Raw genomic sequence first — 20613 nt, forward strand, 5'->3', positions numbered from 1 at the left:
TTATCTCTGTATAGGGGTTGGGCTATGCATTAGAAGATGGTTATTTTCTAGCTATGGTCTGCTTTTGGTATGCCTTATTTCAACTTAACAGGACACTTTTCAAAATTATTTTCAGCTTGAATTTATTGGTCTGCACACTGTTTGCACCTGTCGGCCAATTGTATGGCCGCATCAATATCGGACTGGTTGCTTCGGCCTTAGAAACCGATTCAAACGAAAGTATTGAATTTATCAGCACTTTACCCTGGCAGAGTTGGCTGGCAGCAGTAATCGTATTGGTGAGCGGCGTAGGTGTATTATTCACCGCAAGCAAGCAAGCAAGCAAGCAAGCAAGCAAGCAAGCAAGCAAGCAAGCAAGCAAGCAAGCAAATTATACTGGCCTAGAAGTTATAGAACACTAATTTTATTTACTATTTTCTCACTTTTGATCTTACATAAACCAACAACAGCAACCTTAAAACGCAACCAACCGTTCAATCTGAATAATACCTTAGTTTCAAATATTCATTTTTATGTCAAAGCATGGCAGGTATTACAACAATATCAAGAAGAGAAAAATCTAGCTAAGTCTTTTCTTGCAGAAAAACCGGCTTGGGAAATTAAGAAAGTCACACCTCATTATCGAAACTATGTCTTGATAATCGGCGAAAGTGTTCGTTCCGATTATTTACCGTTCTATCAATTTCCAATTAACACCAGTCCTTATTTAAACCAACATGCGGGTTTGATACTGGATAAATTTATCTCCCCTCCCCCAATACCCAGTTATCATTAACACGTATGCTGCACTTAATGAATGAAAACCAAGCTGTATATCCCAATAATATTATTTCCTTAGCCAATGCAGCAGGATTTACAACCCATTGGTTATCTACCCAACCAACAGGACATGATGCGGATACGGCGGCTTCTCGCGTCGGGATTCAAGCTAAGTTCTCAAAATTCTATGAACCGAATGCACCAAGAGAAGGAATTGGCACATTCAACGACACGGTTGTACTGGATGGATTAAAAGAAGTTTTATCCAAGCGTAAACAATCACAAGAACCGGCTTTATATGTTTTCCACATCAACGGCTCGCACCCTGATTTCTGCAAACGGTTGATACAACCTGTTTCTGAGAAATTTAAAAATCAAAAAATGGCCTGCTATTTAGAAACACTGAAACAAACGGATACATTAATCGAAAATATCGTGCAAGAACTGAAACCTTACGGCAGTTATTCTTTGATTTACTTATCTGACCATGGCTTGGCACACGTCAATAAAGATTCGGCTGACGTAACCCTTATTAACTCACCGAAGCACAAACAGGCATATCATGTTCCATTTGTACGTATTTCCAGCAATGATAAAGGGCAAATCCGCCAACAGGCCGAACGAAGCGGATTCCATTTTATTTATGGTTTTGCCGAATGGCTGGGCATTGATGAAACTAAGCTGAAATTACCTTATAAGTTCTTTTCAGAAGTGCAGGCAAGTGAAGGAATCAAGGTTTTCGATTGGGAAAAAATTGTTCCTTATGAAAGCTTGGAAGATGATCCGGTTTTAATGCCATAATCATATCAATATGCCGTCTGAAATCACTTTCAGACGGCATATTGATAAATAATCAAAGTATTTTAAATGTACGATTAACAAGTTTCCTAACTAAAAATATCGCAGCTGTTATAATTCAAAAATTCTCCATCAGGCAGCCTGAAACTTTTTCATCCTAACGCTTAAGCCAAATCCATTTTGAAATAACTGTTTTCAGACAGCCTTACCCACACCCAAACCATGACCCCGATTACCCTTCCCCACGCCACACCGCTCACCGCCCTGCCGCCTTTGTCGCTTTATATCCACATTCCGTGGTGCATCAAAAAATGCCCGTATTGCGATTTCAATTCACACAATATTTCGCGTTATCAACCGCTTGCCACCATCACACCCACTCAAACTGCCCCAAGCGGTTTGCCCGAAGATGCTTACGTTGATGCCTTGCTGGCCGACTTGCAAACCGAATTGCCCAATATTTGGGGCGGCCGGTCGAAACCATTTTCTTCGGCGGCGGCACACCGAGCCTGTTCAGCGCACAAGCCATCGACAGGCTGCTCAGCGGCGTACGCGCTCTGGTACGCTTGCAGCCCAATGCCGAAATTACGCTCGAAGCCAATCCCGGCACGTTTGAAATCGAAAAATTTCAAGGCTTTAAAGAAGCCGGCATTACGCGTCTTTCTATTGGTGTGCAAAGCTTCAATGACGACATGTTAAACTGCTTGGGGCGCATACACAACAGCCGCGAAGCCTTAGCTGCCATCGATACTGCCCTGAATTTATTTGAAAAAGTCAATATCGACTTGATGTATGCCCTGCCAAACCAAACCGTTCAGACGGCCTTATACGATGTCCGCACCGCCATCACCACCGGCGCAGGCCACATCAGCGCGTATCATCTCACCATGGAGCCGAACACCGCTTTCGGCCATACACCGCCGCCGGGTTTGCCGAGCGATGAAAACGCTTTAGACATCGAAGACGCCGTGCATGCCGAGTTGCAAGAAGCCGGTTTTCTCCACTACGAAACTTCCGCTTTCGCCCGCGCCGGTATGCAGTGCCGCCATAATCTCAATTATTGGCAGTTCGGCGACTACATCGGCATCGGTGCAGGCGCACACGGCAAAATTTCCTACGCCGACCGCATCAAGCGTACCACTCGTCGTCGTCATCCCAATGATTACCTTGCCGCCATGCAAAGCGAACCGGCCGGCGGCATCGAGCGCCAAACCATCCGGCGCGATGATTTGGCGTTTGAATTCATGATGAACACCCTGCGCCTGACCGACGGCGTGCCTGCCGCCATGCTGCAACAGCGCACCGGTATTTCAACTGCCCAAATCATGCCGCAAATCGAAACCGCGCGCCGCAAAGGTTTGCTGGAGTCTGACCCGACCGTGTTTAAACCGACTGCACAAGGCCGCCTGCTTTTAAACGATTTATTGCAATGTTTTTTATAAATGATTGATAAAACAGAATGAAAGCTGGAACATTTGCAAACCCCAGATTTGAGTGCCGTTCAGAGTCAGAGCGGCACAGAAAGCGCGGACACATCATCAAGACAGGCAAGCTTTCGAGCAGCGCATAACGAATAGATGCGCCAAAGATAGGGATTTTGCAAAGATTTCAGGCCGTCTGAAATTCATCCTCAAACTTTTTCAGACGGCCTTGATTGAAAACATACCGCCTGAAACGCACTCAACCCTGCCGCCCAACTTCCTAAGCCACGCAAAATTTTGTATCATAACGGCCTATTCCAACTGCTTTTTTTTCAGGAGAAACATCATGGCGAAAATCATCATTCACACCGACAACGCCCCGGCCGCCATCGGCGCTTACAGCCAGGCCGTGCGCGCGGGCGACACTGTTTATATGAGCGGCCAAATCCCGCTTGACCCGGCCACCATGCAAGTGGTCGGCGGCGGCGATTTCCGTGCCGAAGCAGTGCAAGTGTTTAAAAACCTGCAAGCCGTAGCCGAAGCAGCCGGCGGCTCGTTGAGCGACATCGTTAAAGTTAACGCCTATCTGACCGACTTGGGCAATTTCGCCATTTTCAACGAAGTGATGGCCGAATTTATCCCTGAGCCGTTCCCGGCCCGTGCCGCCGTCGGCATCGCCAGCCTGCCTAAAGGCGTACAGGTCGAAGCGGAGGCGGTATTGGTGTTAAACGCGTAAACCTTTTGTTTAAAAAATAAAGGCCGTCTGAAACGGCCTGAAGTTATCATTATTTTCAGACGGCCTATTCTCTTAATCTTAACAGGCCGAGAGCTTTGCAAAGCATCAGATTCGAGTGCAATTCAAAGTTATAGCAGCGAAGAAAGCAAATATATATCATAAAGATAGCTGATCTTTCGGGTCGCGTATAACGAAGAAATGTGCCCAAAAATGGAGATGTTGCCAAGTCCGCAGTTAGAAAACCCTAGCGTTGTTCATACTTTTGCTTTTTTGCCAGACGGCCCATTTTGAGATTTTTGAGCGTTGCCCAGAATGCCGGGATCACACTCAAAAATCTTAAAACCATCATTCTGTGAAAAATAAAAAAAGTTTTGCATAAAAAGTGTAAACAACCCGTCGATTTTCTACATCTCAGGCCGTCTGAAATCCCCCCATCAGGAATCAGAATCAACATGGCGCATTATGCAATCGGCGACATCCAAGGCTGTTATGACGAGCTTTCGGTTTTGCTGGAAAAGATCGGCTTCAACCACGGCACCGATACCCTGTGGCTCACCGGCGACATTGTCAACCGCGGCCCTAAATCCTTGGAATCGCTGCAATTTGCCATGCAGCATCCCGACAGCGTTCAGATCATACTCGGCAACCATGATTTCCACCTGCTCGCTGTTGGCTACGGGTACGGCACCACCAAGCGCAGCGACACCATTACCCCGATTCTCAATCATCCCGACAGCCGGAAAATGCTCGAATGGCTGCGCCATCAACCCTTGATGATCCGCAACGACAGCCACGTGATGGTGCATGCCGGCATCCTGCCGCAATGGTCTGTCGACCAAGCCGAAGATTTGGCGCGGGAAGCTGAAGCCGAACTACAAGGCCGGAAATACGAAAAATTCTTCGCCAAAATGTATGGCAACACCCCAATTGCGTGGGATGAAAATTTAAGCGGTTACAGCCGTCTGCGCTTTATCGTCAACGTGTTCAGCCGAATGCGGGCACTCACCTATCAAAACGAACTCGATTTCGATTTCAAAGCCACGCTCGACAAAATGCCGATTTACCTGCGCCCGTGGTTCCGCGTGCCCAACCGCCAAAACCTGAGCCATAAAATCGTATTCGGCCATTGGTCGTCACTCGGTTACATGAACACCAACGGCATCATCTCGCTAGATACCGGCGCATTGTGGGGCGGCAAACTCACCGCCATCAACCTCTGTACTGAAGCCGTAACCCAAGTTGCCGCCATCAACGGCTTGGATTGGCGTACTTTGAAAAAAGATTGAAATCAAAAGGCCGTCTGAAAAATTTAAGTTCAGACGGCCTTTATTGTGCCCATACAAAATCAAACGTTTTCTACTTTCCCATCAAATTTACCGTTTCTCTTATCTTCATCAGCATCTTTACGATATTAAATAATTATATAAACAATTAATTTTTTTGATTTTATTATTGCGATATAGCATACCCGGTTCACATTTTTGTGTTACCTTTTGAAAAAACTATAGAATTACTCTAATTTATGATTTTTTTAGAGTATAATGCCTAAAATTAAAAATACACTGACACACTCATTGCAGTACTCACTCCAACACCCTACCTGAGGCCATTAGCATGTCACACTCTTTCGATCCATTGGTTATCCGCGGCAAGTCATTGATTCCCATCGTTCAAGGCGGCATGGGCGTGGGTATTTCTGCGTCTAAACTATCCAGCGCCGTCGCCCGAGAAAACGGCATCGGCACCATCGCCAGCGTGGATTTGCGCCATCTGCACGAAGATTTGCTGGAACAATCGAAAATCAACTCAACCGAAGAAAAATACACCAAGCTCAACCGCATTGCGCTTGACCGTGAAATCCAAAAAGCCAAAAGCGGCGCCGAAGGCAACGGCATGATTGCGGTGAACGTGATGAAAGCCGTGAAAGACCATGCCGCTTATGTGCGCCAAGCTTGCGAATCGGGTGCCGATGCAATTGTGATGGGCGCCGGTCTGCCTTTGGATCTACCGGAAATGACTGAGGGCTTCCACAAAGACGTGGCTTTATTCCCGATTTTATCGGAATCGCGCGGCATTAATATCGTGTTGAAACGCTGGATGAAGAAAGGTATCTTGCCCGATGCCATCGTAATCGAGCACCCGGCTCACGCCGCCGGGCACTTAGGAGCAGCCACCGTAACCGGTGTCAACGATGAAAAATTCGAGTTTAAGCGCGTGATCGAAGAAACTTTGGAAGTCTTTAAAAATCTGGGCTTGGAAAGCGAAAAAATCCCTTTGGTGTTGGCCGGCGGTATGGCGAATTTTGAAAAAGTCACTACCGCGCTGAAAACATGGGGCGCCAATGCCGTTCAGATCGGCACCGCGTTTGCAGTCACCCAAGAAGGCGATGCCCACATCAATTTCAAGAAAACCTTGGCCGGTGCCGACACCGAGCAAGTGGTTGAATTTATGTCGGTCGCCGGTTTGCCGGCCCGCGGCGTGCGCACCAAATTCCTTGATAATTACATCAAGCGCGAAGCCAAATTGCAATCTGTGGCCAAAGCCGACCCGCGCCGCTGCACCCAAGGCTTAAACTGCCTGACCAGCTGTGGTTTGCGTGATGGTTTGGATAAAGCCGGCCAATTCTGTATCGACATCCAACTTTCCGCCGCTTTCCGTGGAGAGGTCGATAAAGGCTTGTTTTTCCGCGGCAAAGACCCGCTGCCATTCGGCAATGCCATGCGCACGGTACAAGAAACCATTCACTATTTGTTAAACGGCGCTATGCCGGTTGCCGCAAAATAAAACGCAGAGGCCGTCTGAAAACGATAGAATTTCAGACGGCTTTTTGATGTGCAGTGATTTATCTATATCTTGAAACTTTTCAGACGGCCTTCACCCGTCACAGCCTGCACAGATTGTTAACAAAATAAATCAGAAAAATGTTAACATAGCGGTTAAATTTCAGGCTCGGAACCATCATGAATTCATTATTATCCCAACTCAAACCCTACCCGTTTGCCCGTTTACGCGAAGCCATGCAAGGCTTGGAAGCGCCCGAAGGCTTGCCAACCGTACCGCTACACATCGGCGAACCGAAACACGCCACGCCCAAAGTGATTACCGATGCGCTCACGGCTTCGTTAAGCGAATTGGAAAAATACCCGCTGACCGCCGGTTTACCGGAATTACACCAAGCTTGTGCCGATTGGTTGGCGCGCCGCTATGATGGCTTAAAAGTTGACCCGGCTACCGAAATCCTGCCGGTATTGGGCAGCCGCGAAGCGTTGTTCTCTTTCATTCAAACCGTTTTGGATCCGGTTGCCGACAGCAAACCTGTTGTCATCAGCCCGAATCCGTTTTACCAAATCTACGAAGGCGGTACCATTCTCGCAGGCGGCGAAATTCATTTTGCCAACTGTCCTGCACCATCATTTAATCCTGATTGGCCAAGCATTTCAGACAGCCTGTGGCAACGCACCAAAATGGTTTTGGTTTGCTCGCCGAACAACCCGAGCGGCAGCGTCTTGCAACTGGAAGAATGGCAGGAATTGTTCGCCCTGCAAGACAAATACGGCTTCGTGATTGCTTCCGACGAATGCTATTCGGAAATTTATTTCGACGGCAAAAAGCCCATCGGCGGTTTGCAGGCCGCAGCGCAATTGGGGCGCAGCTTTGATAAATTAATGATGTTTACCAGCTTGTCTAAGCGCTCCAACGTGCCTGGCTTGCGTTCAGGCTTTGTGGCGGGCGACGCCGCTTTACTGAAAGATTTCCTGCTTTACCGCACCTACCACGGCAGCGCGATGAGTATTCCGGTGCAGCGCGCCAGCATTGCGGCATGGAACGATGAATCCCACGTCATCGACAACCGCCGGCTGTATCAGGAAAAATTCGACAAAGTGATTCCGATTTTACGCGAAGTATTTGAGGTCGATTTTCCTGACGCATCGTTTTACATCTGGCTGAAAGTGCCGGATGGCGACGATTTGGCCTTTGCCAAGCGCTTGTGGACTGAAGCAGCGATTCAGGTTTTACCCGGCCGGTTCTTGGCGCGCGATACCGAGCAAGGTAACCCGGGCGAAGGCTATGTACGCATTGCTTTGGTTGCCGGTGTGGAAACCTGCGTCAAAGCGGCAGAAACCATCGTGTCACTGTATCGTTGATTATGGTGTGATGCATAGGCCGTCTGAAAAATTTCAGACGGCCTTTTATCATGTGTAATTAAGCATTTCAACCGCCCCGATTCTTGCCCTGCCCAGCGTTTGAAACTAAAATCGACCCATTCATTTTTGATAAAGATACGAGGCGACCATGTTTTTTGTCTTATCTCCGGCGAAAAATCTCAACGAAAAAGATTCCGCCCCCATTCAAGAATTTACCCAGCCGGATTTGCTGAAAGAATCAGAAATCCTGATGCATGAATTACGCCGGCTTGCGCCGCAGCAAATCGCCCAACTGATGCACGTTTCCGACAAAATCGCCCTGCTCAACGCCGAGCGCAATGCTACATGGCACACACCGTTTACTCCGGAAAACGCCAAGCAGGCGGTGTATATGTTTAACGGCGATGTGTACGAAGGCATTGCTGCCGAATCGCTAAACGCCAAACAAATTCAATACCTGCAACAACACGTGCGCCTGCTGTCCGGCCTTTACGGCTTGCTGCGTCCGCTGGATTTAATGCAACCTTACCGCTTGGAAATGGGCACGGCGTTTGCCAATTCGCGCGGTAAAAATCTGTATGAATTTTGGGGTGACCGCATCACCGGTTTGCTGAATGAAACCCTTGCCGCCAACGGCAGCGAGGTATTGATTAACTTGGCTTCGCAAGAGTATTTCAAATCAATCAACACCAAAAAACTCAAAGCCAAGTTGATTACGCCTGTGTTTAAAGACGAGAAAAACGGCCAATACAAAATCATCAGCTTCTACGCCAAGCGCGCCCGCGGTTTGATGGTTCGCTATGCAGCCGAACACGGCATTACCGATCCGCAAGATTTGCAAAATTTTGATTACGAAGGCTACGAATTCAACGCCGCCGCTTCAAATGATAAGGAGTGGGTATTTTTACGCAAAGAACAAACCAAGTAAAAACAAAAAACTAAGCCTGTATACGTAAATTTTGCTTGGCAAACAGGCAAGTTTTCATTACTATACTGTCTTCAAGAAAACGGAAGCGTGGCAGAGCGGTTTAATGCAACGGTCTTGAAAACCGTCGAGGGTTGATAGCCCTCCGTGAGTTCGAATCTCACCGCTTCCGCCATTTTCTTGAATTTTATTTTTTTATTTAAGGAAGCGTGGCAGAGTGGTTTAATGCAACGGTCTTGAAAACCGTCGAGGGTTGATAGCTCTCCGTGAGTTCGAATCTCACCGCTTCCGCCAAATCAGAAAAAGCTGCTTATTGTGAACTGCACCCCAAAAGTTGGACACCATCCCCAACTTATTGAGGTGCAGTTTTTTATGGCAAAGTATTCAAACGGATTCAAGTTGCAAGTAGTAAACTACTATTTACAGGGGCATGGTGGAAAACATACAGCCAAAGTTTTTTGCTTAGGCCATGCTGCCGTACGCAAACGGGCAACCCGTTATGTTCTTCATGGAGGGGACGGCATCAACCGATGGTCGGGTATTACCGTTTATCCTTTGGATTTCAAGTCGAACGCCGTCAGAATGGTCATAAATGAAGGGCTGTCCCAAAAAGGGGCATCCGCCCGGTTGAACCTGCCGACCGGTTCCCTACTCACCCAATGGCTGTGTCGGTACCGCCAATACGGCACCGGCGGTTTGAAAGCCAAACCGGAAGGCAGGAAGCCTGTGAAGAAGCCCAAGCAACCTGAGGCCGCCCCAAAAGCCGGCCATCTCAAAACCAAAGAAGGGCTGATGGAAGAACTGCTTTACCTTCGTGCAGGGACGGCCGTCTTAAAAAAGCCCGATGCCTTAATCCGGGAGGACGGAGTGCGGCAGAGCGAAGCCGGATCGTCGCAGGATTAAGGCAGGACTATCCTTTGAAACTGCTGCTGACAATTGCCGGACTGCCGCGCAGTACCTTCTGCTACCAATTGGCTGCTCAATCGGCAGAAGACAAATATGCCGGTTTGAAACAGCATATCCTCACTGTTTGCCGGCAACACAAAGGACGGTACGGCTACCGCAGGATAACGGCGGCCATCCGTCATACAGGGACATCGGCCAACCACAAGGCAGCCGGCCGCCTGATGGCGCAGATGGGCCTGAGGGCAGTGATACGGCAACGCAAATACCGCCCGTTTAAAGGAGGGGCGGTAGAACTGCGCCCAATATCCTGCTACGCCATTTCAAAGCGGAAAGACCGAATAAGAAATGGGTTACGGACGTTACCGGGTTCAATGTTGCAGGAGGGAAGCTGTATCTGCCGCCGGTGACGGATTTGTTTAACGGGGAAACCGTCAGCTGCCGTATCCAAACCCGGCCGGCTTCCGATTTGGCCGGCAAGATGCTGAAAGAGGCGTTTAAGACATTAATGCCGTCTGAAAAGCCGATACTGCATTCGGATCAGGGGGGCAGTATCGAATGCCCTTTTATCAACAACAGTTAAAAGACAAAGGATTAGTGCAGGGTATGTCCCGTAAGGGAAACTGTTTGGACAATGCGGCGGTGGAAAGTTTCTTTGGAACGTTGAAGCCGGAATGTTTCCATACCTGCAAATATGCTTCTGTTACCGAATTGGAAACAGCCTTGCATGAGTATATTCATTATTACAACCACGAGAGGATTAAGCTCAAATTAAAAGGACTGAGTCCTGTACAGTACAGGATTCAGTCCTTGAAAACCGCTTGATTAAACTGTCCGGCTTTTTGGGGGGCAGTTCAATTTTTAAGCAGCTTTTTTGTTTGAATTCATTTATCAGGCCGAGACCTTTGCAAAACTTCCTGAAAAGCCACTGTACAAAGAGTCGACATCATTCCCGCGCAGGCGGGAATCTATTTTTGAGTATGGCAACCTATTGAATAAAATAAGTTTCTTAAATTTTAAGATGGATTCCCGCTTGCGCGGAATGACGGCTGTTTGGTTTTTTATTGGTGGTGCATGAGGTTTGGCAAAGGTCTCAGGCCATCTGAAAGTTTTTCTTTCAGACGGCCTGACCTTTGCCCCCCCGATTTGAGTACAGTTCAAAGTTAGAGCATTACAGAAAGCACAGACATATCATTTAGATAGGCAAGCTTTCGAGCAGCGTATAGCAAAGAAATGTGTCAAAGATGGGGATTTCGCAAAGGTCTCGGCCTTATTATCATTAAAATTGGGCAAACCTTATTCCGCCCAGTTTTTTTTCTTAGACGTGTGCCCAATGCCCGGATTGAAGCTATTGGTCGGGTCGAGCTTGCGGTAAAACTGTTTCAGCGCAGGTTTGGCTTCGTATAGATGGCCGACATTATGCTCCGCCGGATATTGCGCACCGCGCTGGTCGAGCACAGCCAACATTTCATGCTCCAAAGCCATGCAGTCGTTGCCTTTTTAACCACATAATCCTGATGGAACACGTGGCACATAAAGTGGCCGTAATAAAGCTTGTGAATGATTTTGTCGTCGACTTCTTTCGGCAAATGCTCATACCAATCGCGGTCGTCACGGCGCAGGGCAATATCCAGCGCGACCAAATCTTCCACTTCGTCATCATGCACCGCGCGATAACGGATAGCAGCGGAAGCCACGGCAAATCGGTGCAACATCGCTGCTTGCGCTTCTTCTGCATTACATTCGAAATACGTGCCGCTGTGGTTGGCAAAATAATCTTTCAAAAAGGCACGCGCTTCGTCCACGCCCCGCCGCCCATTTTGACGATCAGATGATGCTCGTATTGGTCGCGGTAGTTGAGCAAAGATTGCGGCAGATGTTGCGGCAACCATTTACTCACCCATTGTAGTGCTTTGTCGGAGAAATGTTTTGGCAGAAAGGATAATTTTTTGCTGAAGCGGTCGGCGCGCGCTTTGTAGTCAAATAATTTCGGCAGTTGGTGCGTACCGAATTTCTTAATCACATAAAAAGTGTCTTTGCCGTAGATCTCCGCAATATTGAAGGCATCACGGTGAATATATTCGCCCGAAATCGGCAGGGATTTGAAATCGGCCAATGCCGCGCGGCGGATGTCGGTCAGCTCGTTAATGTCGTTGGTGCCGATGTAGAACACCGCGGTTTTTGTCTCTTGCGGGAAGGTATCCAAGCGCACGGCAAACACCATCAACTTACCCGCACAGCCCGATGCTTCATAATGACGCGCCGGATCAGCATTAAAACGCGCGGCGGTCGGTTCATCGACTTGGCGCACATGGTCGCAATAGGCATGGTCGTGGCCTTTGCCGGCATTTTGTGTGATGTCTTTACGCTGATAATGATGACCTTGCAAATTGGTGAGAATCTCTTCCGGCGTATCACCCAAATCAATACCCAAGTGGTTCACCAACTCCAATTGGCCGTCTGAATTAATTTGCGCAAACAAAGCCATTTCAGTATAAGCCGGACCGCGCTGTACCAGTGCACCGCCCGAATTGTTGCATACGCCCCCAATACTGATGCGCCGATACACGATGAACCAATCACCGAATGCGGTTCACGGCCTAAAGGCTTGAGCAAGAGCTCAAGCTGATTCAGGGTCGAACCGGGCAGGCACACCACTTGCTCATTATTGTTGATGGGCTGGATGATGTTCATGCGCATGGTGTTGACAATCACAATATCGCGGTCGTAATCATTGCCGTCGGGGTCGAACCGCCGGTCAAGCCGGTATTGGCGGCCTGCGTAATCACAATCACATCGGCTTCGACACACGCCTGTAAGATTTTCCACTGCTCCAGCAATGTTCCCGGCCGTACCACTGCCAACGCCCTCCCTTCGCCGAAACGGTAGCCTTGGCGGTAAGGCTCAGTTTTGTTCGGGTCAGTTAAAATGTATTTTTCGCCGACGACTTCCGTCAGCCTTTGGATTAATTGTGAAGCAGTCATCGCTTTCTCCTTATCAACCGTGAGATTAAAACCATTCTACATCGCGGTATGTTAACACGAATACCGTCTGTTCAAAGACATCATGCTGTCTGAACACCATCTTTCAGACGGCCTGCAAGCTTTAAAGCCTTAAATACCAGCGCCGTTAGCGCCAAAATGCCGCCGCCCCGATAAACAGCACCAGCCCGCCGCCCATCATCACCAGTTCGGACACCCTTTTACGAGTTTGATGTTGAAACGCTTCCATCTGCTGCTGCACATCCGGATTGACAAAATCCACCACCACCCTTGGTCGTGATACAGCAATGCTTCGACAAAATAAGCATGCCGTTGCAGCCGCACTATGCGTATTTCATCCGCAGGAAAGACTTCCAGCCCTTCTTTTTGAAACTGAGCCAGCCTTACGGGAAGGCTTTTCAATTCCAAATTAAGCGGTAACCGCTCCTTATCCGGCAACACCAGCACGACACGGACGTTTTCCACCTCGCGCGCATACCGCCCGGCTTTTAACACACTGTGCTTTTACCCGGTAAATCTGCTGCTGCAATTGAACTTCGCCCAACACCACATCAAAATAGCGCAAAGTAAGCAGCACGCCCAGCAATAGAAACATCACGCCGAACAAAGCAAACCTCACCCACAGTCCGCCCCAATCTATCTCGCCGATTTTTCCCATCTTTCTCCTCCGAGCAAACAAAAGCACCGCAGACTAAAAATCTGCGGTGCTTTTTTGAATGAGGCGGCGAGCCCAACCCCCGGCACTGGCGCATCAGAGTGGGCTGCTGGCTTCCGCCCCTGACCCGGTGTTCCAAGTAACCATGCGGGGAGACCCGCCGTAAGAAAATCCATTATAACGGCTTTTTGTAAAAATACCAATACCGTGCGTCATATAACCCCGCAAATGTTTTTCATTTTAAGGCCGTCTGAACATCAATTCCCGTTCTTTTCCGACGGTTTAACCCGTCAAACCGGACAAATTGTCAACAATCAAACAGATTAAATCTTCTCTTTCCGGCACAAAACAGTCCTAAAATAATACCAATTTTTCATTGAAAAACAATAAAAAATAAATTACATTAACACATTCTTAACCGGCTGAAAACACCTTGCAAAATCGCAAAAGCAAAAAAAGTATCTGTAACGACAAGCCTTCTACGGACACCATTCATCATGACGACCACCACCGCTCCGCAGCGCCTGCGCGAAATTCCCTACAACTATACTTCCTACACTGACAAAGAAATCGTTCAGCGCCTGCTGGGCGAAGAGGCTTGGCTGATTCTGCAAGGCTTGCGCAGCCAACGCCGCACCGGCCGCTCGGCACGTATGCTGTTTGAAGTATTGGGCGATATGTGGGTAGTGGTACGCAATCCTTATTTGGTCGACGACCTGCTTGAGCATCCTAAACGCCGCGAAGCTTTGGTGCGGGAAATGCGCCACCGCTTAACCGAAATTCAAAACCGCCGCGATGACAACCAACAAGTCGAAACCTTGGTGCAATCTGCCCTGACCGCGGTACAGAATTTTGATGCCAGCTTCGGCATCACCAAGCAAAAACGCAAAAAGATTCTTGAGCGTTTGAGCCAAATTACCAAGCCGCATAATATTATGTTTGACGGTTTGGCACGGGTGACCCACGTCACCGATGCCACCGACTGGCGCGTGGAATATCCTTTTGTGGTGATTAATCCCGACAACGAAGCCGAAGTCGCGCCTTTGGTGCGCGCGCTGATTGGGCTGGATTTGGTGATTATTCCGCGCGGCGGCGGCACAGGCTACACCGGCGGCGCGATTCCGTTGGATGCCAACAGTGCGGTCATCAATACTGAAAAACTCGATCTGCACAACGGTGTGCAATTCGTCACCCTGCCGGGCCTTGACGGCACGCACCCGATTATCCATTGCGGCGCCGGCGTGGTAACCCGCCGCGTGGAAGAAACCGCGCACAAAGCCGGTTTGGTGTTTGCCGTTGACCCGACGTCTGCCGATGCCTCTACCGTTGGCGGCAATGCTGCCATGAATGCAGGCGGTAAAAAAGCCGTATTGTGGGGCACCGCGCTCGACAATCTGGCCTACTGGCAAATGGTCAATCCGAAAGGCGAGTGGCAGCGCATCGAACGTGTGCGCCACAATTTCGGCAAAATCCACGATGAAGAAACTGCCATTTTCGATGTACACACGCTCGACACCAGCGGTAACAACATTGTCAAAACCGAACGCTTGGAAATCCCCGGTCACAAATTCCGCAAAGTCGGCTTGGGCAAAGACGTGACCGACAAATTCTTGAGCGGCCTGCCGGGCATCCAAAAAGAAGGCACCGACGGCATCATCACCAGCGTGGCCTTTGTATTACATAAAATGCCGAAACACACCCGCACCGTCTGCATGGAATTTTTCGGCACCGTTGCCAACGCCACTCCTTCCATCGTTGAAATCCGCGATTACCTGCTCGGCCATGAAAAAGTGCAATTGGCCGGCTTGGAGCATCTCGACTGGCGCTATGTGCGTGCAGTCGGTTATGCCACCAAAGCCGCCGGCAAAGGCCGCCCGAAAATGGTGTTGCTCGCCGATGTGGTTTCCGATGATGAACAAGCCGTGCAGGAAGTGGCCGAACACATGGTCGAAATGACGCGCAAACGCGAAGGCGAAGGCTTTATCGCCATCACCCCTGAAGCGCGCAAAACCTTCTGGCTCGACCGCAGCCGCACCGCCGCCATCGCCAAACACACCAACGCCTTCAAAATCAACGAAGACGTGGTGATTCCGCTGGAGCGATTGGGCGAATATTCAGACGGTATCGAGCGCATCAACATCGAATTGTCGATTAAAAACAAGCTGACCCTGTGCGCCGCCCTGCTCGATTACCTGCAAGGCCGCCTGCCGGTCGATGCCATGGGCACCGACTTGCCAAGTAAAGAATTATTAGGCGACCGCGCCACCCACGCACTGAATCATGTTTCCGCAGTAAAAGAACGCTGGGAATGGCTGCTGGCCAATCTCGATGCGCCTTTAGGCGAATATAAAGCGCGTTACGGCAAAGCGGTTTTTTCCGAACCGGAAGCCCGCGATGATGAAAGCTCCTTTATCGCCTTCCGCGATTTCCGTTTGCGCGTGTCGATTAAATCCGACGTGATGAAACCTTTGAGCGAAATTTTCAGCGGCAAAACCGACGTGAGAATTCTCGAAGACTTAGCCAAAATCCACGGTAGAATCGTACGCGGCCGCGTGTTTGTCGCACTGCACATGCACGCGGGCGACGGCAACGTGCACACCAATATTCCGGTCAATTCCGACGATGCCGAAATGCTTCAGACGGCCTATCATTCCGTCGACCGCATCATGAAAATCGCCCGCAGCTTAAACGGCGTAATTTCCGGCGAACACGGTATCGGCATCACCAAAATGGAATTTTTGAGCGATGAAGACATGCAGCCGTTTTGGGATTACAAAGCCAAAGTCGACCCCGAAGGCCGCTTCAACCGCCACAAATTGATGAAAGGAGCCGACCTGCGCAACGCCTACACGCCGTCGTTTGAATTACTCGGCGCCGAATCGCTGATTATGGAAAAATCGTCTTTGGGCACGATTGCCGAATCGGTGAAAGATTGCTTGCGCTGCGGCAAATGCAAACCGGTCTGCTCGACCCATGTGCCGCGTGCCAACCTGCTTTACAGCCCTCGCAACAAAATTCTCGGTGTGGGTCTGCTCACCGAAGCCTTCCTTTACGAAGAGCAAACCCGCCGCGGCGTGTCTTTGAAGCACTTTGACGAGCTGACCAACATCGGCGATCACTGCACCGTGTGCCACCGCTGCGTAAAACCGTGTCCGGTCAATATCGACTTCGGCGACGTGACCGTTGCCATTCGCAATTATCTGAACGAAACCGGCCACAGCACCACCGTGCCGGCTGCAGCCATGGGCATGGCGTTTCTGAACGCGACCAACCCGAAAGCCATTAAAGCGTTGCGTGGCGCGATGATTCAAACTGGCTTTCCGGCGCAGAACTTTGCCTATAAATTGGGCAAAATGTTCCCGATTGTGAAAAAAGAAAAAGCCGCACCGGCCGCTACCGTCAACAAGCCGACGATTAAAGAGCAGGTGATTCACTTCATCAACCGCCCGCTACCTAAAGGCGTACCGGCCAAAACACCGCGCTCGTTATTGGGCATTGAAGACGACAAAAGCATCCCGATTATCCGCAACCCGCAAACCGCCGAAGACAGCGAAGCCGTATTCTACTTCCCGGGCTGCGGCTCCGAACGGTTGTTCAGCCAAATCGGTTTGGCTACCCAAGCGATGCTGTGGCATGTCGGCGTGCAAACCGTGTTGCCGCCGGGCTATATGTGTTGCGGTTATCCGCAAGATGCCGGCGGCGACAAAGCCCGCGCCGAGCAGATGAGCACGGATAACCGCGTCTCATTCCACCGCATGGCCAATACGCTGAATTATCTTGACATCAAAACCGTGGTCGTCAGCTGCGGCACTTGTTACGACCAGTTGGAAAAATACCGCTTTGAGGAAATTTTTCCCGGCTGCCGCATCATCGACATTCACGAATTCTTATTGGAAAAAGGCGTGAAACTCGACGGTGTGGAAGGCCAGCAATATCTCTATCACGATCCGTGCCACAGCCCGATTAAAACCATGAACGCCACCCAAATGGCCAGCGAATTGATGGGGCAAAAAGTGGTGTTGAGCGACCGCTGTTGCGGCGAATCCGGTATGTTTGCCGTGAAACGCCCCGACATCGCTTCGCAGGTGAAATTCCGCAAACAGGAAGAAATCGAGAAAAACCTTAAAGAATTGCCGCAAGGCCAGCCGGTGAAAATGCTCACTTCCTGCCCGGCCTGTCTGCAAGGTTTAAGCCGCTACCGCGACGACAACGACATACCCGCCGATTATATCGTCATCGAAATGGCCAAGCATATTCTGGGCGACAACTGGCTGAATGAGTTTGTCGACAAAGCCAACAACGGCGGCGTGGAAAAAGTGCTGCTGTAATCTGAAAAAATTATTTCACTTACCCCTTCAAACCAAGACAATTTCAAGCCAACCTCTGTCAACGATTGCAACATTATCAGCAGATGTTGGCTTGAATTACTTTCATATTTCTAATCCCGATCCCTATCTTTGCCAACACTCAAAAAATTTCTGCTTTCAATCAAATCTTTCTATATCCCTGCATTTTTCTACCTGCTTAAGACCGTCTTGATTTTTTCAGACGGCATTTTTTGCAACATTCAGCCGCATGTCTGATCAATCTTGCAAGATGAATAATATTTTTTAAATTGAAAATTGTTGACAACCTATAATTTATCACTATATTTTTTTATATATTTAATTTTTTAAATATTGATAAAATAGTTTTCATATAATATATATTGTCAACAATTTTCCAATCGAAAAGATTATTCTTATGCATCTTACTAGTCGAGAACAAGAAAAACTCATGCTTTTTCTGGCTGGCGAACTCGCCGCTAAGCGCCTTGCCCGCGGCCTGAAGCTCAACCATCCGGAAGCCATTACTTATATCTCGAGCCATCTCCAAGAAGCCGCGCGCGACGGCATGAGCGTGGCCGAATTAATGGAATACGGCACGACCTTGCTGACCAACGGCGACGTTGTGGAAGGTATTGCCGATATGATAGACGAAATGCAGATTGAGGCCACCTTTCCCGATGGTACAAAACTCGTTACCGTACACCGTCCGATACGCTGAAAATTTTAAAAATACAGCAATCTTTACTGCCCAATGCTTACAGTCCATACCGTTTGGAATGTAGCAACGACATCCCAGAAAAAGGATAATCCTATGATTCCCGGAGAATACCTAGCCGCTGAAGGCCATATTGTTGCCAACCGTAACAGGCCTACACGCATAATTAAAGTAGTCAACCTCGGCGATCGCCCGATTCAGGTCGGCTCGCACTATCATTTTGCCGAAACCAATCCCGCACTTTCATTTGATCGCACCGCAGCCGAAGGCTTCCGTCTGAACATCCCTAGTGGCAACGCCGTACGCTTCGAACCGGGAGAAGAGAAAACCGTAACGCTTGTTGCATTCGGAGGTAAACGGCTTTTACATGGTTTTCGTAACCAAACTTCTGGAAAACGCCTTCCCCACTCCTATGTACCACAGAAACTACCACGCTCGACATCCCACGTGCCCAATATCTCGCCACCTACGGTCCTACTGTCGGCGATAAAATCCGCTTGGGTGACACCTGCCTTTTCGCTACAGTCGAACGCGATTTGCTCACCCACGGTGACGAATGTAAATTCGGTGGCGGCAAATCGGTACGCGACGGCATGGCACAGTCGGCTACCGAAGGCCGTACCAATCCGAACGTACTGGATTTTGTCATTACCAACGTCGTTATCATCGACCACAGCGGCATTGTCAAAGCCGACATCGGTATTCGCGACGGCCGCATCGTCGGCATTGGGTAGGCGGGTAATCCTGACACCATGGACGGTGTGACCCCAACATGATCATCGGTGCCTCCACCGAAGTACACAACGGTGCGCATCTGATCGCAACTGCCGGCGGCATCGATACCCATATTCACAATATTTGCCCGCAGCAGATCGCCCATGCCATCGAAAGTGGCATCACTACCATGATCGGCGGCGGAACCGGCCCGGCTAACGGCACCAATGCCACCACTGTTACCCCCGGTGCATGGAACCTGCAACGTATGCTGCAAGCCGTCGACGCCTATCCGGTAAACATGGGCTTTTTCGGCAAAGGCAATTGTGCTTCTACAGAGCCTTTGCGCGAGCAAATCCGCGCTGGTGCGCTTGGACTGAAAATCCATGAAGACTGGGGCGAAACTCCTGCAGTCATCGATGCCAGCCTGAAAGTGGCTGACGAAATGGATGTGCAAGTGGCCATACACACCGATACACTCAACGAAAGTGGCTTTCTCGAAGAAACCATGGCAGCGATAGATGGCCGTGTCATCCACACCTTCCATACTGAAGGCGCTGGTGGCGGTCACGCACCCGATATCATTAAAGCGGCCATGTATCCTAATGTACTGCCGGCCTCCACCAACCCAACCCGTCCCTTTACCGTCAATACTATTGATGAACACCTCGATATGCTGATGGTTTGCCACCACCTCGACAAACGTGTACCCGAAGACATCGCATTTGCCGATTCACGCATTCGTCCCGAAACCATCGCTGCCGAAGACATTTTGCACGACATGGGCGTGTTTTCGATCATGAATTCCGATTCCCAAGCCATGGGACGCGTAGGGGAAGTCATCATCCGTACCTGGCAAACTGCCGATAAAATGAAACAGCAGCGCGGCAGCTTGCCAGAGGATCAAGCCGATAGCGACAATTTCCGCATCAAACGCTACATAGCAAAATATACAGTTAATCCTGCCATTGCTCACGGCATTAGCGATTACGTCGGATCAATCGAAGTTGGCAAAATGGCTGACATTGTCTTGTGGAAACCCGCCTTTTTCGGCGTCAAGCCTGAAATCATCATCAAAAACGGTTTCATCAGCTACGCCCGAAAGGAGGATCCCAACGCCAGCATCCCCACTCCCCAACCCGTTCTCTACCGTCCCATGTTCGGTGCGCACGGTAAAGCAGTGGCCGAAACCGCTGTATTGTTTGTTTCGCAAGCCGCTGTAGATGCTGGAATCCGCGACCGTTACGGCCTGAGCAAGCTCACTTTACCTGTATACGGTTGCCGAAACATCGGTAAAAAAGACCTTATCCATAACCATGCAACACCAGAAATCACTGTTGATCCGGAACGTTACGAAGTGCGCGTTAATGGAGAACACATTACCTGCGAACCTGCCGTTAAATTGCCTTTAGCGCAAAGATACTTTCTATTTTAAAGAAAACGGCAGACAGGTACTTTACTTACGCAAAGCCCTGTCTGCCGCGCTACCCAGCATAAAAACTACGTTCGAAT

At 49.4% G+C, this 20613-nt stretch carries 17 protein-coding genes, 2 tRNA genes, 1 other RNA gene and 4 pseudogenes; 18 read left to right on the plus strand and 6 right to left on the minus strand.

Translation table 11 applies throughout. The features are described from left to right. The first annotated feature begins 17 nt into the window (after window positions 1–17). From CGZ65_RS12910 to CGZ65_RS08405, 13 genes and pseudogenes are all read left to right on the plus strand, one after another. A complete protein-coding gene (locus CGZ65_RS12910) occupies window positions 18–401 on the plus strand; it encodes a phosphoethanolamine transferase domain-containing protein (RefSeq protein ID WP_198345263.1) in 384 nt (127 codons plus the stop codon). 391 nt (window positions 402–792) lie between these two features. Further along, window positions 793–1560, plus strand: a complete 768-nt coding sequence (locus CGZ65_RS08335) for a sulfatase-like hydrolase/transferase (RefSeq protein WP_198345264.1) — start codon at window positions 793–795, stop codon at window positions 1558–1560. 219 nt (window positions 1561–1779) lie between these two features. Further along, window positions 1780–2999 (plus strand): annotated as a pseudogene (hemW, locus tag CGZ65_RS08340) (radical SAM family heme chaperone HemW). A gap of 325 nt (window positions 3000–3324) precedes the next feature. Next, window positions 3325–3714 (plus strand): RidA family protein, encoded by a 390-nt coding sequence (locus tag CGZ65_RS08345; protein ID WP_096295512.1) that lies wholly within the window; start codon window positions 3325–3327, stop codon window positions 3712–3714. A 452-nt stretch (window positions 3715–4166) separates the two neighbouring features. Then, on the plus strand, window positions 4167–5000 hold the full coding sequence (locus tag CGZ65_RS08355; RefSeq protein WP_096295514.1) for a symmetrical bis(5'-nucleosyl)-tetraphosphatase: 834 nt from the start codon (window positions 4167–4169) through the stop codon (window positions 4998–5000). A gap of 328 nt (window positions 5001–5328) precedes the next feature. After that, window positions 5329–6498, plus strand: coding sequence for an NAD(P)H-dependent flavin oxidoreductase (locus CGZ65_RS08360; RefSeq protein WP_096295515.1), 1170 nt, complete (start codon window positions 5329–5331; stop codon window positions 6496–6498). 176 nt (window positions 6499–6674) lie between these two features. Beyond that, the gene (dapC, locus tag CGZ65_RS08365; RefSeq protein ID WP_096295516.1) at window positions 6675–7859 is read left to right on the plus strand and encodes a succinyldiaminopimelate transaminase; all 1185 of its coding nucleotides are present in this window, start codon (window positions 6675–6677) and stop codon (window positions 7857–7859) included. Between the two features lie 148 nt (window positions 7860–8007). Beyond that, window positions 8008–8787, plus strand: coding sequence for a peroxide stress protein YaaA (gene yaaA / locus CGZ65_RS08370; RefSeq protein WP_096295517.1), 780 nt, complete (start codon window positions 8008–8010; stop codon window positions 8785–8787). Window positions 8788–8868: 81 nt separating this feature from the next. Beyond that, window positions 8869–8959 (plus strand) — tRNA-Ser (locus CGZ65_RS08375). A gap of 28 nt (window positions 8960–8987) precedes the next feature. Next, window positions 8988–9078, plus strand: a tRNA-Ser gene (locus tag CGZ65_RS08380). Window positions 9079–9183: 105 nt separating this feature from the next. After that, window positions 9184–9687, plus strand: a complete 504-nt coding sequence (locus CGZ65_RS08385) for a helix-turn-helix domain-containing protein (RefSeq protein WP_232507406.1) — start codon at window positions 9184–9186, stop codon at window positions 9685–9687. A 134-nt stretch (window positions 9688–9821) separates the two neighbouring features. After that, window positions 9822–10512: pseudogene (locus CGZ65_RS15170) on the plus strand (IS3 family transposase); the annotation flags it as partial. A gap of 49 nt (window positions 10513–10561) precedes the next feature. Beyond that, a complete protein-coding gene (locus tag CGZ65_RS08405; RefSeq protein WP_096295521.1) occupies window positions 10562–10765 on the plus strand; it encodes a hypothetical protein in 204 nt (67 codons plus the stop codon). Between the two features lie 218 nt (window positions 10766–10983). On the opposite strand, the pseudogene dld reads toward CGZ65_RS08405, so the two are convergent. The 6 genes and pseudogenes from dld to ffs form a co-directional block, all read right to left on the minus strand. Further along, window positions 10984–12244 (minus strand): annotated as a pseudogene (gene dld, locus CGZ65_RS08410) (D-lactate dehydrogenase). Beyond that, on the minus strand, window positions 12127–12402 hold the full coding sequence (locus CGZ65_RS15175; RefSeq protein WP_415906950.1) for a hypothetical protein: 276 nt from the start codon (window positions 12400–12402) through the stop codon (window positions 12127–12129). Before CGZ65_RS15175 ends, dld begins: the two are co-directional and overlap by 118 nt. Next, window positions 12399–12671, minus strand: coding sequence for a hypothetical protein (locus tag CGZ65_RS15180; protein WP_415906951.1), 273 nt, complete (start codon window positions 12669–12671; stop codon window positions 12399–12401). Before CGZ65_RS15180 ends, CGZ65_RS15175 begins: the two co-directional genes overlap by 4 nt. 145 nt (window positions 12672–12816) lie before the next feature. Next, complete coding sequence (locus tag CGZ65_RS14700; protein WP_255419165.1) at window positions 12817–12951, minus strand: hypothetical protein; 135 nt, start codon at window positions 12949–12951, stop codon at window positions 12817–12819. Window positions 12952–13116: 165 nt separating this feature from the next. After that, a complete protein-coding gene (locus tag CGZ65_RS08415; RefSeq protein ID WP_096295522.1) occupies window positions 13117–13347 on the minus strand; it encodes a hypothetical protein in 231 nt (76 codons plus the stop codon). A gap of 62 nt (window positions 13348–13409) precedes the next feature. After that, window positions 13410–13506, minus strand: an RNA gene (ffs, locus tag CGZ65_RS08420) — signal recognition particle sRNA small type. Between the two features lie 335 nt (window positions 13507–13841). On the opposite strand from ffs, the gene CGZ65_RS08425 reads away from it, so the two are divergent. From CGZ65_RS08425 to ureC, 5 genes and pseudogenes are all read left to right on the plus strand, one after another. Beyond that, the gene (locus CGZ65_RS08425; RefSeq protein WP_096295523.1) at window positions 13842–17672 is read left to right on the plus strand and encodes a DUF3683 domain-containing protein; all 3831 of its coding nucleotides are present in this window, start codon (window positions 13842–13844) and stop codon (window positions 17670–17672) included. Window positions 17673–18087: 415 nt separating this feature from the next. Then, on the plus strand, window positions 18088–18390 hold the full coding sequence (gene ureA / locus CGZ65_RS08430) for an urease subunit gamma (protein ID WP_096295524.1): 303 nt from the start codon (window positions 18088–18090) through the stop codon (window positions 18388–18390). 93 nt (window positions 18391–18483) lie between these two features. Next, window positions 18484–18771, plus strand: a pseudogene (locus tag CGZ65_RS08435) (urease subunit beta); the annotation flags it as partial. A 113-nt stretch (window positions 18772–18884) separates the two neighbouring features. Next, window positions 18885–19121: a hypothetical protein gene (locus CGZ65_RS14925; protein ID WP_332457909.1), complete on the plus strand. Its 237-nt coding sequence runs from the start codon at window positions 18885–18887 to the stop codon at window positions 19119–19121. Window positions 19122–19159: 38 nt separating this feature from the next. Beyond that, on the plus strand, window positions 19160–20536 hold the full coding sequence (ureC, locus tag CGZ65_RS08440; protein WP_332457910.1) for an urease subunit alpha: 1377 nt from the start codon (window positions 19160–19162) through the stop codon (window positions 20534–20536). Window positions 20537–20613 lie beyond the last annotated feature (77 nt).

The sequence above is a fragment of the Neisseria weixii genome, assembly GCF_002327085.1.
GTDB lineage: Bacteria > Pseudomonadota > Gammaproteobacteria > Burkholderiales > Neisseriaceae > Neisseria > Neisseria weixii.